This is a genomic window from Streptomyces sp. NPDC002754 (genome assembly GCF_053592315.1).
Map to the genome: position 1 here is coordinate 27,493 of NZ_JBSFVM010000028.1, position 13,290 is coordinate 40,782.

A 13,290-nucleotide genomic window follows, 5' to 3' on the forward strand; every position below is an offset into this window, starting at 1 on the left:
GGGGCTCTGCCCCGGGCCCGCGCCTCAAACGTCGGCGGGGCCGGATCGTCCACCCTGACCTGGGGGCCCCATGAACCATGCCGACCGTGACCCCGCCCTGCGTCCCCTCCTCGACCGTGTCCTGTCCGCCGAGGACCGCGCCCGCGTCGAACCCCTCCTCGCCGAACTCGGCGAACTGGCGGGGGGCGAACTCGACCGCCACGCCGCGCTCGCCGACGCCAATCCGCCGAAGCTCGTCCAGTACGCCCCCGACGGCACCCGGATCGACGAGGTCACCTTCCATCCCGCCCACGACGCAGCGGCGGCCATCGCCTACGAACGCTTCGGCCTCGCCGCGATGTCCCACAGGCCCGGCGTTCTCGGCTGGCCCACCAAGGTCCCGCACACCGTCAAGTACGCCCTGTCCTACCTCTACGTACAGTCCGAGTTCGGCATGGCCTGCCCGCTGTCCATGACCGACTCCGCCGCCCGCATCCTGCGCCTCTTCGACCCCGAGCGGTACGCCGACGAGATCGCGGCCCTCTCCTCCACCGACCCCGAACTCCGGTCCACCGGCGCGATGTTCATGACGGAGAAGCAGGGCGGAACGGACGTCGGCCTGACGGAGACCGTTGCCACCGACCGGGGCGGCCACTGGACCCTCACCGGCAAGAAGTGGTTCGCCTCGAACCCGTCCGCCGATGTCGTCCTCACCCTCGCCCGCGTTCCGGGCCAGGGCGAAGGCACGCGCGGCCTCGGCATGTTCCTCGTGCCGCGACTGCGCCCCGACGGCAGCCGCAACGCCCTGCGCATCGACCGCCTCAAGGACAAGCTGGGGTCTCGCTCCATCGCCAGCGGCGAGGTCACCCTGGAAGCGGCGTACGCGACCCCCGTCGGCCAACTCACCCACGGATTCCGGCAGATGGCCGAGATGCTCAACGTCTCCCGCCTCTCCAACGCCATGCGTGCCACGGCCCTGATGCGCCGCGCCGTCCGCGAGTCCGTCGACCACACCCGCGAGCGCCACGTCTTCGGCAAGTCCCTCTTCGACCAGCCGCTGATGCGGGCCACGCTGCTCCCGATGATCCTCGACACGGAGGCCGCGCTGCACCTGGTCATCGAGGCCGCGGCCCGGCTGACCGCCGCCGACGAAGGGGATCCCGGCGCCCGCGCGCTCGTCCGCGTCCTCACCCCCCTCGCCAAGCACACCCTGTGCAAGCGCGCCCGCACCGTCACCGGCGAGGCCATGGAGATCCGCGGCGGCAACGGCTACATCGAGGACTGGGTCAACCCGCGGCTCGTCCGCGACGCCCACCTCGGCTCCATCTGGGAGGGCTCATCGAACGTCATCGCCCTCGACGTGCTGCGCTGCATGCGCCGCCAGAACGCCCACCACACCCTCGCCGACACGTACGGGAGCCCGCATGTGGCGCCGGAAGGGGTGCCTGCTCGGAAAAATGTCGCACTGACACCTGTCAGTGCGACATTTTTCCGAGCACACACCTTGCTCGACGACCGATGGGAGCTCCTCCGGGAGAAGGGCGACGCACTCCTTGAACTCCCGGCGGACGAACAGGAGATGCGCATCGGCCGCTACGCCGACGAGCTCACCCGCGCCGTCATGGAGGCGCTCCTGTACGAGCAGGCCGAGCACGAGGCCCGTACGAGCGGTGACGGCCGCGCGCTGCTCGTCGCGCGTACGTACACGGCGCTCGCCGACGATCCGGACGCGCCGCCCCGCACCGCCCTGGACCACTTCGCCGCGCTGGCCGACGGCGGCCAGGTCCCGCTCGCCGAGATCCGGGCCTCTGGGCCCTTCCGTCGGACGGCTCGCCCTGCCACTATCTGACGAACCGTCAGCTAATACAGGCAGTGGGTAGCGGCAGGAGGGGTGCGCAGCCATGAAGTCGTACATCGTCGGCGTCGGCATGACCAGGTTCGAGAAGCCCGAGACCAAGGACTGGCAGTACTGGGACATGGTGAAGGAGGCTGGCACCACGGCCCTCGACGACGCCGGGATCTCCTACGCGGACGTCCAGCAGACCCCCGTCGGCTACTGTTTCCAGGCGTCGACGGCGGGCCAACGCGCCGCGTACGAACTGGGGTTGACCGGCATACCGGTCTACAACGTCAACAACAACTGCGCGACGGGTTCGACCGCGCTGATGATGGCCCGCCAGTTCGTCGAGGGCGGGATCAGCGACTGCGTGCTCGCGCTCGGCTTCGAGAAGATGCAGCGCGGCGCGCTCGGGGGAGGGGCCGACGGAGGGGCCCGCGGCGGAGCCGCTGATGGATTCGGCAAGACATCCCCCGTCGCCCGCCACTACGGGATCATGGCGGCCCGCCACGGCTTCGAGATGAGCCCGCCCACCGCCCAGATCTTCGGCGACGCCGCCCGCGAGCACATGGAGCGGTACGGCACGACGGAGGCCCAGTTGGCGGCGGTGGGCGCCAAGAACCACCGGCACTCGGTGAACAACCCGTACGCCCAGTTCCAGGACGCGTACACGGTCGACGAGATCCTCGCCGCCAAGACCATTCACACGCCGCTGACGAAGCTCCAGTGCTCGCCCACCTCGGACGGCGCGGCAGCGGCGGTCGTCGTCTCCGAACGCTTCGTCGAGGAACGAGGCCTCGGCGACAAGGCGATCGAGATCGCGGCCCAGTCGATGACCACGGACACCGACGAGTCCTTCGCGTCCGGATCGTGCATCGACGTGGTCGGTCAGCCGATGTCGCGGGAGGCCGGGCGGCAGGTCTTCGAGGCCTCCGGGGTCGGCATCGAGGACGTGGACGTCGTCGAACTGCACGACTGCTTCTCCATCAACGAACTCCTCACGTACGAGGCGCTCGGCATGTGCGCCGAGGGCGAGTCCGGCAAGCTCGTCGAGTCGGGCGCGACGACGTACGGCGGTAAGTGGGTGGTGAATCCCTCCGGCGGCCTCATCTCCAAGGGCCACCCGCTGGGCGCCACCGGCATCGCCCAAGCCGCCGAGCTGACCTGGCAGTTGAGGGGCGAGGCGGGGCCGCGCCAGGTCCCGGACGCCCGGGTCGGCCTCGCCCACAACATCGGCCTCGGCGGCGCGGCGGTGGTGACGATGCTGCGACGCGGGTGACCCCCAGGCCCCAGGCCCCAGGCCCCAGGCCCTAGGTCCGGGGGCCTACCCTGGGTGCGGCGAAATCCGGATGTACGGGGTGCCGGGCGACTGAGACCATGACACGCATGGCCCAGACTCCCCCCGACGCCGCTCCCGAAGCGGCCTCCGACGACGCGATACGTTCCCGTGGCCGTGCGGCCGCCGCCCCGCCCGCCTGGCTGGTGGTGGCTGTGGCCTGCGCCGGACAGTTCCTCGTCGTCCTCGACGTGTCCGTGGTGAACGTGGCGCTGCCGTCGATGCGCACCGACCTCGGGCTCAGCGCGAGCGGGCTGCAGTGGGTGGTGAACGCCTACTCGATCGCGTTCGCGGGCTTCATGCTCCTCGGTGGCCGGGCCGGCGACCTCTTCGGCCGCAAGCGGATGTTCCTGGTCGGGCTCGGCCTGTTCACGCTGGCCTCGCTCGCCGGCGGGCTCGCGCAGGAGGGCTGGCAGCTGCTCGCGGCGCGCGCCGTGCAGGGCCTCGGAGCGGCGGTCCTCGCACCGTCCACCCTGACGATCCTCACCTCCGCCGTCCCGGAAGGGGCCGCAAGGGCGCGGGCCATCGCGACGTGGACGGCGGTCGGCGCGGGCGGCGGCGCGGCCGGCGGACTCGTCGGCGGCGTCCTCACGGAGGGCCTGAACTGGCGCTGGGTGCTGCTCATCAACGTTCCGCTGGGCGCGGTCGTCCTCGCGGCGGCGGCCCGCTGGATCAAGGAGTCCCGCGCGGGCGGCGAACGCCGGCTCGACCTGCCCGGCGCGGTCCTCGTGACGGCGGGCACGGCGGTCCTCGCGTACGGCATCGTGCAGACGGAGGAGCGGGGCTGGGGCGACGCGGCGACGCTGGTGCCGCTGGGCATCGCGCTCCTGCTGATCGTCGCGTTCTTGCTGGTGGAGGCGTGCACCCGGCTCCCGCTGATGCCTCTCGGTCTGTTCAAGGTGCGCTCGGTGGCGGTCGCGAACGCGGCGATGTTCGTGTGCGGCATGGGCTCGTTCGCCATGTGGTTCTTCATGACGCTGTACGCGCAGAACGTGCTCGGCTACACGCCGATCGAGGCGGGCCTCGCGCTGGTGCCGAGCTCGCTGGCGGTGGTGTTGGGCTCGAAGTTCGCACCGCGCCTGATGCCCCGCTACGGGGCGCGGAACGTGGCGGTGGTGGGCGTGCTCGTGACTGCGGCCGGATTCCTGTGGCAGTCGACGATGAGCGCGGACGGCGCGTACGTCACCACGATCATGCTGCCCGGAATCGTGATGATGGCGGGCGCAGGATGCGCGATGACCCCGCTGGCCTCACTGGCGACATCGGGCGCCGCGCCGGGCCACGCGGGCCTGGTCTCCGGCCTCGTCAACACGTCCCGCACCCTGGGCGGTTCCCTGGGCCTGGCCATCCTCTCCACAGTGGCGACGTCCCGCTCCGCGGGTTCGGTGGCCCCTGCCGCACTGACCCGCGGCTACGCGGGATCATTCGCGGTGGGGTCGGGAATCCTGGTGGTGGCGGCGGTGGTGCTGCTGGTGGGCATGCGGCCTGCAAAATCAAGCTGATCATGCCGATTGAGCCCCACTATTAAGCCCCTGCGGCGATTGAGCAGCGGGGTCCGGGGCGGAGCCCCGCAACCGCACCCCCCTCACAGCCACCCACGCTCGGAGGCGACCCGCAGCGCCTCCGCCCGATTCCGCACCCCCGCCTTCCCAATAGCCGCCGACAGGTAATTCCGCACGGTCGACTCCGACAGATGCAGCCGCGCGGCGATATCCGCGACGGTCACCCCGTCCGCAGCCGCCCGCAGGGCATCCGCCTCACGCACGGTGAGCGGACTCGGCCCCGCCGACAACGCGGCAGCGGCAAGCGCCGGGTCGACCACCGTCTCCCCCCGCAGCACCTTGCGGATCGACTCGGCAAGCTCCTCGACCGGCCCGTCCTTGACGAGGAACCCCGCCGCCCCTGCCTCCATCGCGCGCCGCAGATACCCGGGCCGCCCGAACGTGGTGAGGATCAGCACCCGGCAGTCCGGCACCTGCTCGCGCAGCTCCGCCGCGGCGTCGAGCCCGCTGCGGCCGGGCAGTTCGATGTCGAGCAGCGCCACATCGGGCCGGCACGTGAGCGCCGTGTCGACGATGGTGTCGCCGGCCGCGATCTGGGCGACGACCTCCAGGTCCGGCTCGAGACCGAGCAGCAGCGCGAGCGCGCCCCGCATCATCCCCTGGTCCTCCGCGAGGAGCACGCGGATGCTCTTGGCCGGGCGTTGGTCCTGCGGCATCTCCGTCACAGGGGTGAGCGTACGGCGCGGACCCGCCCGTGGCGCCTTATCCGTGCCGGGCGAGACCGGCGTCCGTCGGGGCGGCCGCCGCCGGCTCCAGGTCCGCGACGGGGAGCTGGGCCCGTACCTCGAAGCCGCCGCGTGCGAGGGGCTGCGCCGTCAGGGAGCCGCCCGCGGTGGCGAGCCGTTCGGTGAGTCCCTTCAGCCCGGTGCCGCCCACGCCGGTGACGGGCGGCGCGGCGGCCGCGCCCACCCCGTCGTCCGTGACCCGCAGCAGTACCCGCTCCGCCGCCCCCTCGACGCTGATCGTGCAGGTGGTGGCCGAGCTGTGGCGCACCGTGTTCGTCACCGCCTCCCGCACCACCCAGCCGAGCAGCGCCTCCGTCTGCGCGGACACGGGCGGGCCCGACTGGCGGACGACGGGTTCGATGGCGGCGGCCGTGAGCGCGGACCGCGCCCGGTCCAGCTCCGTGGCGAGACTGCCCTCGCGGTAGCCACTCACCGCCTCCCGGATCTCGGTGAGTGCCTGCCGGCCGACCGCCTCGATGTCGGTGATCTGCTCCAGCGCCGCTTCCATACTGCGCGGCGCGACCCGGCGGGCCGCCTCCGACTTCACGACGATCACCGAGAGCGTGTGCCCGAGCAGGTCGTGCAGGTCCCGGGAGAAGCGGAGCCGTTCCTCCTCGACCGCCCGGCGCGCCAACTCCTCGCGGGCGGAGCGCAGTTCACGTACGGCCTCGGACAGCGAGAGGATCGCCGCAGTCACCATCATCGACAGGAACGTGCCGTACACGGCCCCCACCGCGTCCCAGCCCTCCTTCAGCCCGGAGACGACGCCCGCGAGCGCGCTCAGACCGAGCCCGGCCCTGCCGAGGTGCGGGCCGCGCAGGACCGCACCTGCCGCGAGCCCGAGCAGCGGGAAGAACGCGATCCAGCTGCCGCCGAAACCACCGACGAGCGCACAGGTCAGCAGCGTCATCACGGCCAGCACGACCCGCGTCGACGTCGCGTTGCGGGTCTCCTTGCGAAATGCCCTGAACACCACATAGATGTAGAGGGAGTTGAAGGTGAGGAGGCCGAGTCCGCCGAGCCAGGGGTTGGTGTCCTTGCCCTGGAAGATGTTCGACAGCGCGCCCATGCCCATGAGCAGCCACGGCAGCAGCGCGAACCCGGTGGGTGGCGGGCCCAGTTCCTCGGGCAGCCTGCCGTGCTCGCCGCGCGCCCGCCGCTCCGCCTTTACCCGCTCGTTCTCGGCCTTCCACTCGGCCTGCGCCGCACGCAGCTCGCGGAACTGACAGTTGACGTTGCTCCACCAGGACATGTCCGGTCTCCGTCTTTGAAGGTCAGATGGTGCGCGCGGCCTTGCGGTACGAGACCACAGCGTACGAACCGAAGGCGAGCAGCCAGGCGGACAGCACCGCGAGAGCCGCGAGCGACGGCGCGTGTCCGTCGGCGACCGCCGTGCCGAGCTGCGCGAAGCGATTGGTCGGCGTGTACGAGGAGACCGTCTGCAACCAGCCGGGGAACAGTGCCACCGGGAACCACAGCCCGCCGAGCACCGCGAGCCCGAGGTAGCAGAGCATGTTCATGCCGCCCATGGCCTGCGAGGTCAGCCGGTAGCCGTTGCCGAGCCCGAGCATCGTGAACGGCAGCGAGCCCAGCCACAGCAGCAGCGCGATGACCGGCCACTTCCAGGCGTCGAGCCGCACCCCGTTGACCAGGGCTCCCGCGAGCAGCACCGCCGTGATGGCGGGGAGGACCGTCACCGCGCCGGTCAGGGCCCGTCCGACGACCCCCTGGCGCGGGGTCATCGGCGTGACCCGCAGCTGCCGCAGCCAGCCGATCGCCCGGTCCTCGGCGACTCCGGCCGCCGTGTTCATGGCCGCGCCCACCGCACCGTAGGCAGCCATCCCGATCATCGACGCGGTCTTCCAACTTCCGGCGTCAGAGCCGATGTTGGTGAACAAGAGGTACATCATCACCGGCATCGCGACCGTGCCGATCACGAACCGGCCGTCGCGCAGTGTGCGCCGCACTTCAAGCAGCAGATAGTCCCGCATCTCACACACGCTCCAGGTCGCGGGGGTCCGCGGTCAGCGCCATGAAGGCGTCGTCGAGGGAGGCCGGGGCGACCTCCAGATTGCGTACGGCGTCCAGGCCGGCGAGCGCCATGACGGTCGCGTCCGAGTCCTCGGTACGCAGCCGGGCCCGGTCGCCGCGGACCTCCACGGACACGACGCCCGGCAGCAGTGAGAGCCCTTCCGTGCCGCGCCCCGCCAGGTCGAAGGAGACGAGGCTACCGCCGCCCGCCCTGCGCAGCTCGTCGCCGCTGCCGTCGGCGACGACCCGGCCCCGGTCGATCACCACGATCCGGTCGGCGTTGGCATCGGCCTCCTCCAGGTAGTGCGTGGAGAACAGCACCGTGTGGCCGCGCCGCGCGTACGCCCGCATCGAGGTCCAGAACGCGTGCCGCGCCTCGACGTCGAGGGCCGCGGTCGGTTCGTCGAGCACGAGCAGCGCCGGGTTGCCCGCGAGCGCCACGGCGAACCGCACCCGCTGCGTCTGCCCGCCCGACAGCTTGTCGACCCGGCGCCCGGCGAGCTCCTCGATCCCGGCGAGCCGCAGCGCCTCCGCCGTGTCCATGGGCTCCGGGTACCGCCCGGCCACGAACCCGACCAGCTCGGCGACCGTGACCCGGGGCACGGCCCGCCCCTCCTGCAGCATCGCGCCCACCCGCCCGGCCCGGACCGCGTCCTGCGGCGCCGTGCCGAACAGCTCCACGTGCCCCTCGTCGGGCTCGTCCAGGCCGAGCAGCAGGGCGAGGGAGGTGGACTTCCCGGCGCCGTTGCGGCCGAGCAGTGCCACGGTCTCGCCTGCCGCGATCTCCAGGTCGAGCCCGGCCACGGCCCGTATGTCACCGAACGTCTTGACGGCCCCCGCGAAGGACACTGCCGCCGCCTTCATCGTCTTCATGGCGATGACGCTACGGATCCGGGGCGAGCGGCGGCAGATGCGATTGTCCGTACCTCGCCGGTACAAATGTCACTGTCGTTCACGGCCCACACTTTCTGACGTTCCGTCAGAAAGGTGCGGCGCGGCCCTTCCCAAGACATGCGCTCTTGGCTATACATGGGTCGCCGGGTGAATTGGAACAGGTTCTACCCGGCCCGTGACGACCTCGGTGCGGCCGACGGTGCGGACGGTCGCACCGAGGTCTTCGACCAGCCCTAGGAGCGCCAGCGCATGCCCATCGACGCCGCGAAGGCCGTAGCCGCAGAGCCCAGGTCCGCCGAGATCACCTGGGACCACAAGGATATTCAGCTCTACCACCTGGGTCTCGGCGCGGGCCGCCCCGCCACCGACCCCGACGAGCTGCGCTACACGCTCGAGTCGAAACTGCACGTCCTGCCCAGCTTCGCGACCGTCGCGGGCGCGGGCATGGGTGTCGTCGGCGGCCTGTCCGCGCCCGGCATCGACGTGAACCTCGCGCACGTGCTGCACGGCGGCCAGACCATCGAGCTGCACCGCCCCATCCCGGTCAAGGGAAAGGCGACCACCACCTCACGCGTCGCCGCCGTGTACGACAAGACCAAGGCGGCCGTGCTCGTGCTGCGCAGCGAAGTCGCCGACGCGGACGGCCCGTTGTGGACGGCCGACTCCCAGATCTTCGTACGCGGAGAGGGCGGATTCGGCGGCGACCGCGGCCCTTCCGAGCGCCTGGAAGTCCCCTCCCGCGAACCCGACCGCACCGTCGAACGGACCATCCGTGAGGACCAGGCCCTCCTCTACCGGCTCTCCGGCGACTGGAACCCGCTGCACGCCGACCCGGAGTTCGCCAAGCTGGCCGGCTTCGACAAGCCGATCCTGCACGGCCTGTGCAGCTACGGCATGACCCTGAAGGCGGTCGCGGACACGGCCCTCGGCGGCGACGTCTCCCGCATCACCCGCTACAGCACCCGCTTCGCCGGGATCGTCTTCCCCGGCGAGACGCTGCGCATCCGTATGTGGGAGCAGCCGGGGAGGGTGCAGGTGACGGTCACCGCGGTGGAGCGCGAGGACGCTCCGGTGCTCGCGGACACACTCGTCGACCACAACTGACGCAACCAGCAGGCAGATCGATCGCGAAGGAGCCGCACGCCATGCGAGCAGCCGTACTGCACGAGATAGGCCAGGACAAACTCGAGGTACTGGACGACGTCGAGGCGGTCGGCTTCGGGCCGGGCAAGGTGCGGGTCCGGCTGCGCGCCACCGGCCTGTGCCACTCCGACGTCTCCGCGATGAACGGGGTGCTGCCGCAGCCGGCCCCGTTCATCCCCGGCCACGAGGGCGCGGGCGAGATCGTCGAAGTCGGCGACGGAGTAACGAACCTGACGCCCGGTCAACGAGTCCTGATGTGCTGGCTGCCCGCCTGTGGCACCTGCCCCGCCTGCAAGCGCGGCCAGACCGAGCTCTGTCTCGCCGGATTCATGAACGCGGGCACCCCCAACTTCAAGCGCCCCGGCGGGGACGTCTTCGGTTTCGCCGGGACCGGCACCTTCACCGAGGAGGTCGTGGTCAACGCGGCCTGCGCCGTACCGATCCCCGACGACGTGCCCTTCGACATCGCGGCGCTCATCGGCTGCGGCGTCACCACCGGGCTCGGCGCCGCGATCAACACGGCGGACGTACAGGCGGGTTCGTCCGTCGCCGTCATCGGCTGCGGCGGCGTCGGCATCTCCGCGATCCAGGGCGCGCGGCTCAAGGGCGCGGCGCAGATCGTCGCCGTGGACCCGGTGGAATCGCGGCGCGAATCGGCCCTCAAGTTCGGTGCGACGCAGGCGATCTCACCGGACGAACTGGCCGACGCCAAGCAGAACATCACGGCGGGCGAGGGCTTCGACTACGTCTTCGAGGTCGTCGGCAAGTCCGCCACCGCCCGCACGGCGTACGAGACGACGCGCCGCGGCGGCACGCTCTGCGTGGTCGGCGCCGGGGCCATGGACGACTTTCTTCAGCTCAACATGTTCGAGCTGTTCTTCGACGAGAAGAAGATCCTGCCGTCGATGTACGGGGGCGGTGACGTCCTGCGGTCCTACGAGCGGGCGATCGCCCTGTGGCGGGCGGGACGCATCGACCTGGAGTCCCTGATCACGCACCGGGTCCCACTGTCGGAGATCAACGAGGCCCTCGACCAAATGCGCACGGGTGTCGCCCTGCGGACCTGTATCGAGCTGTAGCCGCACCGGCGTTGCGGGCGCGGGGCTCCGCCCCGGACCCCGCGCCTCAAACGCCGGCGGGGCTTAAAAGATCGCCTCAATCGCCGGCGGGGCTTGATAGATCAAGCCCCTGCGGCGATTGAGCAGATCTTTTCAGCCCATGAGCGGCGAGTGGGTAAATCAAGCCCCTGCGGCGATTGAGCAGCGGGGTCCGGGGCGGAGCCCCGTGTCCGCAACGCCGTCGCGGCGCAAACACCCCCGAGAGGAAGCAGAACCGTATGTCCACGCCGCTCACCGGCCGCACGGCCATCGTCACCGGCGCCGGCCGCGGCCTCGGCCGCGCCGAAGCCCTCGAACTCGCCCGCCTGGGCGCAAACGTCGTCGTCAACGACTTCGGCCAACCCGGCCGCGACGGCTCCGGCGAGGCCACGACCGGCCCCGCGGAACAGGTCGTCGCGGAGATCGAGGCCACGGGCGGAACCGCCACCGCCCACACCGGCGACGTCGCCGACCACCAACAGGCCCGCGAACTCGTCCAGTTGGCCATCGACACGTACGGCCAACTCGACATCCTCGTCAACAACGCCGGCATCCTCCGCGACCGCATGATCTTCTCGATGACCGAGGAGGAGTGGGACTCGGTCATCCACGTCCACCTCAAGGGCCACTACAACACCAGCCACTTCGCGGCCCGCCACTGGCGCGAGGCCTCGAAGGCGGCAGGCGCCCCGGTCTACGGGCGCATCATCAACACCTCGTCCGAGGCCTTCCTCGCGGGCTCGGCCGGCCAGCCCAACTACGCCGCAGCCAAGGGCGGCATCGTGGGGCTCACCACCTCCACCGCGCTCGCCCTCGCCAAGTACGGCGTCACCGCGAACGTCATCTGCCCGAGGGCCCGCACCCGTATGACGGAGGACGTCTTCGCCGGGTTCGCCGAGCCGGAGGACGGGCTCGACCCGCTCGCGCCCGAACACGTCGCCCCGCTCGTCGGCTACCTCGCCGCGCCCGCCGCAGGGAACATCAACGGCCAACTGCTGGTGGTGCACGGCGGCATGGTCGCGGTCGTCGACCGGCCGAGGGTGCAGGCGAAGTTCGACACGGCCAAGGGCGCGTTCACGTTCGACGAGCTCGACGCGCTGCTCACCCCGCACTACAAGGACCGGCCCCCGAACGAGACGTTCGCGGCGGCGGAGGTGCTCGGCCTCAAGCACGGCTGAGCCCGGCCGACCGCCATCGACACGACACGACTGAGGGGCCCGGCTTCTGCCGGGCCCCTCAGAGATACGTTTCCTCACATCGAGTGTCGAGCGTTACGCCTCGTCGGCGCGCGCCCCACGGTGCCGCCCGCGCGGCCTCGACTCCTGGTCGCCGCCCGCCATGGGCGGCGAGGACACCTCGCCGCGGTGCCGACCCGAACCGACCCGCGCGTGGCGCGTCGCCTCCGCGTCGAACTCGACATTCGTGCCGTTGCCTTCCACCATCGGAACATTCACCCCGTAAACACGTACAAGATCCTTCAGTTGCAGCCGGGAGAGTCTAACGGTCCGTGGTACGGCCACCGAGGGGCGCCTGCGCCAACGGCACGGGGCGTGTCGCGGTGGGCTCGGGCGGGGCGGATTCCTCCTCCGGCTCCCGCTGCCCCGCGCGGGGTTCGGGTGCCTGGAACCTCGCCAGACCGCACGGCACCTCCTCGCTGACGTACGGCAGGGAGAGCACCCCCTCGCGCGAGAGGAACCCGCTGCCCGGAAGCCAGCCGCCGGGCGCCGCGACCTGGTGCATCCGGCTCTCGGCGGGCCGCCACAGGCCGAGCCACGGGGAGCCGCCCTCGGTGCTCGCCACGTGCAGCGCCACCGCGCAGCCCTCCGGCATCAGCGGCTGGCCCGGCTGGATGGCGAAGGGTGTCAGCTCGCAGTCGGCGAGGCGCAGCGACTCCGGGAACCGGATCGGCAGCGTACTGCCCAACACGCCCCAGCCGAGCCGGAGTTCACCCGGCGTCGGGGCGTCCGAGCGGAGCAGGATGAGGCCGCTGTCGAGATCGGCGAGGAGCAGCCGGTCCTCGCTGTCCTCGGCGACCTGAAGGAGCGGGGAGACCTCGCCGCCCCGGTCCAGATCCACCACCACCGTCTTCACCGGGCCGCCGCCGTCCGCGTCCGACGGTGCGCGGTCGAGCGCGAGCAGCCGGGCCTCGCGGGACAGCCAGACCCCGCCCGAGCAGCGCCCCGGCACCTCGGCGAGCAGCTCGGGCCCGGAGCCCGCGCCCGCCACCTGCCACACCGCGGTCGACTCCGCGCCGGCCGCCAACGCGTAGGCACAGCGCCCGTCCGGAGTCGGCGGCAGCAGGGTGAGCTCCGCGCACTCCACGGACCCGAGCGGCACCTCGCCCGTGCCCGGACCCGTCGGGTAGAGCAGCGAGAACATCTGGCGTTTTGCCGCCGCGCGCTGGATCAGCACCCGGCCGTCGGTCAGGGGCAGCACGGCGGTGCCGGGCTCCTCCGGCTGTGGTCCCGGCAGCGGGACCGCGTACGGCTCGGGTCCGTCCAGGGTCCAGCGCTCGGGGAACCGGGCGTCGGGGCTCGCGCCGTGCCGCGCGAGCCGCGCCGCGTACGTCGCGTCCATCGTGACCACACATCTGGTGTGCGGCGGTCGTGGCGGCATTTTCGGCATTTCCGGTGTATCCGGCGTGGGTTCCGTGGCCAGGGCCGTCATGGGTGTTCCAGCCTCCTTC

12 protein-coding genes are annotated in these 13,290 nt (G+C 71.5%); 6 read left to right on the forward strand and 6 right to left on the reverse strand.

Going from position 1 to position 13,290, the window contains the following annotated elements; all coding sequences use genetic code 11:
* The first annotated feature begins 70 nt into the window (after positions 1–70).
* From ACWD2L_RS33415 to ACWD2L_RS33425, 3 genes are all read left to right on the forward strand, one after another.
* Positions 71–1,828, forward strand: coding sequence for an acyl-CoA dehydrogenase family protein (locus ACWD2L_RS33415; RefSeq protein WP_351337940.1), 1,758 nt, complete (start codon positions 71–73; stop codon positions 1,826–1,828).
* Between the two features lie 52 nt (positions 1,829–1,880).
* Positions 1,881–3,095 carry a lipid-transfer protein gene (locus ACWD2L_RS33420; protein ID WP_351337938.1) on the forward strand — a complete coding sequence of 405 codons (1,215 nt, stop codon included), beginning with the start codon at positions 1,881–1,883 and terminating at the stop codon, positions 3,093–3,095.
* Between the two features lie 107 nt (positions 3,096–3,202).
* A complete protein-coding gene (locus tag ACWD2L_RS33425; protein WP_351337935.1) occupies positions 3,203–4,654 on the forward strand; it encodes an MFS transporter in 1,452 nt (483 codons plus the stop codon).
* An 83-nt stretch (positions 4,655–4,737) separates the two neighbouring features.
* Here ACWD2L_RS33425 and ACWD2L_RS33430 read toward each other — a convergent pair whose 3' ends face one another.
* Genes ACWD2L_RS33430 through ACWD2L_RS33445 form a run of 4 tightly spaced genes read right to left on the reverse strand, consistent with a single transcriptional unit; the run spans position 4,738 to position 8,334 of the window.
* Complete coding sequence (locus ACWD2L_RS33430) at positions 4,738–5,370, reverse strand: response regulator transcription factor (protein ID WP_351337993.1); 633 nt, start codon at positions 5,368–5,370, stop codon at positions 4,738–4,740.
* Between the two features lie 46 nt (positions 5,371–5,416).
* Positions 5,417–6,691, reverse strand: a complete 1,275-nt coding sequence (locus ACWD2L_RS33435; protein WP_351337933.1) for a sensor histidine kinase — start codon at positions 6,689–6,691, stop codon at positions 5,417–5,419.
* A 22-nt stretch (positions 6,692–6,713) separates the two neighbouring features.
* Positions 6,714–7,430 (reverse strand): ABC transporter permease, encoded by a 717-nt coding sequence (locus tag ACWD2L_RS33440; protein WP_351337931.1) that lies wholly within the window; start codon positions 7,428–7,430, stop codon positions 6,714–6,716.
* Between the two features lies 1 nt (position 7,431).
* Positions 7,432–8,334: an ABC transporter ATP-binding protein gene (locus ACWD2L_RS33445; RefSeq protein WP_351337990.1), complete on the reverse strand. Its 903-nt coding sequence runs from the start codon at positions 8,332–8,334 to the stop codon at positions 7,432–7,434.
* A 279-nt stretch (positions 8,335–8,613) separates the two neighbouring features.
* On the opposite strand from ACWD2L_RS33445, the gene ACWD2L_RS33450 reads away from it, so the two are divergent.
* The 3 genes from ACWD2L_RS33450 to ACWD2L_RS33460 all read left to right on the forward strand — a co-directional run bounded on the left by ACWD2L_RS33450 (position 8,614) and on the right by ACWD2L_RS33460 (position 11,782).
* Positions 8,614–9,468, forward strand: a complete 855-nt coding sequence (locus ACWD2L_RS33450; protein ID WP_351337928.1) for a MaoC/PaaZ C-terminal domain-containing protein — start codon at positions 8,614–8,616, stop codon at positions 9,466–9,468.
* Positions 9,469–9,509: 41 nt separating this feature from the next.
* Positions 9,510–10,586 (forward strand): Zn-dependent alcohol dehydrogenase, encoded by a 1,077-nt coding sequence (locus tag ACWD2L_RS33455; protein ID WP_351337925.1) that lies wholly within the window; start codon positions 9,510–9,512, stop codon positions 10,584–10,586.
* Between the two features lie 257 nt (positions 10,587–10,843).
* The gene (locus ACWD2L_RS33460; RefSeq protein ID WP_351337922.1) at positions 10,844–11,782 is read left to right on the forward strand and encodes a 3-oxoacyl-ACP reductase; all 939 of its coding nucleotides are present in this window, start codon (positions 10,844–10,846) and stop codon (positions 11,780–11,782) included.
* Positions 11,783–11,875: 93 nt separating this feature from the next.
* Here the strand turns inward: ACWD2L_RS33460 and ACWD2L_RS33465 are convergent, their stop codons facing one another.
* Positions 11,876–12,046: a hypothetical protein gene (locus ACWD2L_RS33465; RefSeq protein ID WP_351337921.1), complete on the reverse strand. Its 171-nt coding sequence runs from the start codon at positions 12,044–12,046 to the stop codon at positions 11,876–11,878.
* Positions 12,047–12,101: 55 nt separating this feature from the next.
* On the reverse strand, positions 12,102–13,271 hold the full coding sequence (locus tag ACWD2L_RS33470) for a hypothetical protein (RefSeq protein ID WP_451192841.1): 1,170 nt from the start codon (positions 13,269–13,271) through the stop codon (positions 12,102–12,104).
* Between the last annotated feature and the right edge of the window lie 19 nt (positions 13,272–13,290).

What these genes read in the sequence shown, in the direction of transcription:
- ACWD2L_RS33415 (WP_351337940.1), top strand. Translation starts at nt 71, where the DNA reads ATGAACCATGCCGACCGTGACCCCGCCCTGCGTCCCCTCCTCGACCGT.
- ACWD2L_RS33420 (WP_351337938.1), top strand. Translation starts at nt 1,881, where the DNA reads ATGAAGTCGTACATCGTCGGCGTCGGCATGACCAGGTTCGAGAAGCCC.
- ACWD2L_RS33425 (WP_351337935.1), top strand. Translation starts at nt 3,203, where the DNA reads ATGGCCCAGACTCCCCCCGACGCCGCTCCCGAAGCGGCCTCCGACGAC.
- ACWD2L_RS33430 (WP_351337993.1), bottom strand. Translation starts at nt 5,370, where the DNA reads ATGCCGCAGGACCAACGCCCGGCCAAGAGCATCCGCGTGCTCCTCGCG.
- ACWD2L_RS33435 (WP_351337933.1), bottom strand. Translation starts at nt 6,691, where the DNA reads ATGTCCTGGTGGAGCAACGTCAACTGTCAGTTCCGCGAGCTGCGTGCG.
- ACWD2L_RS33440 (WP_351337931.1), bottom strand. Translation starts at nt 7,430, where the DNA reads ATGCGGGACTATCTGCTGCTTGAAGTGCGGCGCACACTGCGCGACGGC.
- ACWD2L_RS33445 (WP_351337990.1), bottom strand. Translation starts at nt 8,334, where the DNA reads ATGAAGGCGGCGGCAGTGTCCTTCGCGGGGGCCGTCAAGACGTTCGGT.
- ACWD2L_RS33450 (WP_351337928.1), top strand. Translation starts at nt 8,614, where the DNA reads ATGCCCATCGACGCCGCGAAGGCCGTAGCCGCAGAGCCCAGGTCCGCC.
- ACWD2L_RS33455 (WP_351337925.1), top strand. Translation starts at nt 9,510, where the DNA reads ATGCGAGCAGCCGTACTGCACGAGATAGGCCAGGACAAACTCGAGGTA.
- ACWD2L_RS33460 (WP_351337922.1), top strand. Translation starts at nt 10,844, where the DNA reads ATGTCCACGCCGCTCACCGGCCGCACGGCCATCGTCACCGGCGCCGGC.
- ACWD2L_RS33465 (WP_351337921.1), bottom strand. Translation starts at nt 12,046, where the DNA reads ATGGTGGAAGGCAACGGCACGAATGTCGAGTTCGACGCGGAGGCGACG.
- ACWD2L_RS33470 (WP_451192841.1), bottom strand. Translation starts at nt 13,271, where the DNA reads ATGACGGCCCTGGCCACGGAACCCACGCCGGATACACCGGAAATGCCG.